The 2,170-nt window shown below is 48.4% G+C and carries 1 pseudogene; it reads right to left on the bottom strand.

Going from position 1 to position 2,170, the window contains the following annotated elements:
* Positions 1–547: 547 nt before the first annotated feature.
* Positions 548–2,113, bottom strand: a pseudogene (locus tag AC1EK4_RS11880) (helicase-related protein); the annotation flags it as partial.
* Positions 2,114–2,170: the final 57 nt, after the last annotated feature.

Raw genomic sequence — 2,170 nt, 5'->3', positions numbered from 1 at the left:
ATTATTACTGCCGCATAACGATTACAAAATTACACAAAAAAATATATCTAACAAAAGTGGGAGGATTTTTTAACTTTTTACCATAGACATTTTATTAGGGAAGCGTAGGTTCAACTGGCAAGTACAAATAAGTAGAAATGTTTGAACAACACCGTTTTAGGAAGTTGAAAAATCAAGTTTCTCTCTCGGTATAGCGTTTATTTTGGCCAATATCTTCTTTAGTTTAGCATTTGTGTATTTCCCATTCGTGTTCTATTTAGCTCCTTATTATGAGTATGTAGCAAGTTACTTATCAAATTCAGCCTCTTTGAGGGTCAAATATGGTTTTGCAAATGGTGACTGACAAGACATAAACAAGGTCAGCAGGAATTTTTTACATAAATGGACATGAATGTATATAACCTAAAATAAGAATAAATTTTAATAAGGGCTGCCCAAAAAGAAAAAAATGCAGTTGCCATCCTATAGATACTTGCAGAAAGGATAAAATTTACTTTTAGACCTTTTGGGATAGCCCTTATTAATACTTCAGATAAAATTCCTTAGGTTATATTTTCAATCCTTTGGACCGGGTTTCCTCCTTGGCATACAGTCCCGGACGCCCGATTATGACATGGTTGGCAACGATACTATCCGCCGGACTGCGTATCTGCGGCGGTGCATTTTCGGGATATTGCGCCTGCCTGTTCCTCACATCTTCCGCTTCCGGCTTGAGCTGTTGCCCTTCATTCTCCTTTTCTGCGACTTCGGGCGTGGGTGGCGCAAGCTCCAGCTGAATTTTTCGGTCAAGGGCGGCAAGTTCGGACTTCAACTGCTTCAGCTCGTCCTCCTTCTTCCACACCTTACCCGCTATCTCCTGTAACTGCGGTATCTCCATCTCCAGCACCTCGTTCTTCGCCTTGTACTGGTCGATGATGGAGGGTATCCTCTCCATCGCGTTGAGGAAGTTGCGGGCGGCGGCCAACGGGTCAGCCATCGCCAGATGCCCGTTGTTGTAGGTGTACTTGTAGTTCCCCTCGACCACGAAGCGGTTGTCGGTGAACTCCAATCCCTCTTTGAGTATCCTTTCGCTCACCACCTTTATCGGAAAACCGTAAAGTTCACCGACCTGCGTGTACAACCCTCCGGTCGTGGCATTCTTGGCTATCTCCTGCAAACGCTTTCCGATGACCTTCTCATCGGCGGAATCCACTCCGTCCACCTTTATTATATTAAGGCGGTTGCCCTCCTTGTCGGTCTGCACCACCGACAGGAAGCGGTTCCAGTCCTCCGTCATGGCATCTATGAAAGCCGTGTTGTTGCGCAACTCGCCGGTCTTTGACTCCAGCTTGAACTCCGAATCACGCTTGCCCTTGTTGAACGACTTGCGTTCCCCTTCGAGCGATGCGATCCGCTTTTCCAGTTTCGCCTTGTCCAACAGGTCGGTATTGCCGGAGAGCAACGCCATGTATTCCGAGAAATTCATGCCCGATTTTTCGTCCATTGCCCCCTCGTCGATGGTACGCGCACCCATCGCACCGCTTTTGAGCTGGCTTATGAAAGTCTGCTTGCAGTGCAGGAGGTTGAACTTGTAGCTGTCCAGTGACTTCTCCACCGCGTAGATGATTACATCCACGTTGTTCCCGGCGAAATGTTTGGCAATCTCATTACCTGCCCTAACTCCGCGTCCGTCACGCTGTTGCAAGTCGGACGGTCGCCACGGCGTATCGAGATGATGGATAGCCACACACCGTTTCTGGGCGTTCACACCCGTTCCGAGCATAGAGGTAGAGCCGAACAGCACACGCACCGTCCCGGCGTTCATGGCGTCTATCACCGCCTTCCGCGCCTTGTCGGTCTTGCACTCCTGAATGAAGCGCACCTCGCTTGGCGGTATACCGTAGTCCTCCGTCAGTTTGCGCTTGATTTCCGAATAGACGTTCCACCCGTCGCCCGGCTGGTATGTCCCCAAATCAGAGAAAACGAACTGCGTGCCTTTCTGGGCGTCGTATTTTTGATAATACTCCGCGATCATCTTGGCACAGTGACTCGCTTTGTTGTCGGGATGATCTTCGTAATTCGGGTCTATCATGCGCATGTCGAGTGCCATTTTCCGGGCATAATCGGCAGTTAAGAATTAAGGGAAATAGCGGGACATGCAAGGGATGTAACTATTTGGAATAGCCTCATT

It is taken from the genome of Prevotella sp. C0026C3 (genome assembly GCF_056590795.1).
The sequence above is the reverse complement of the archived record's forward strand: the minus strand, read 5'-3'. Positions and strand labels throughout refer to the sequence as shown.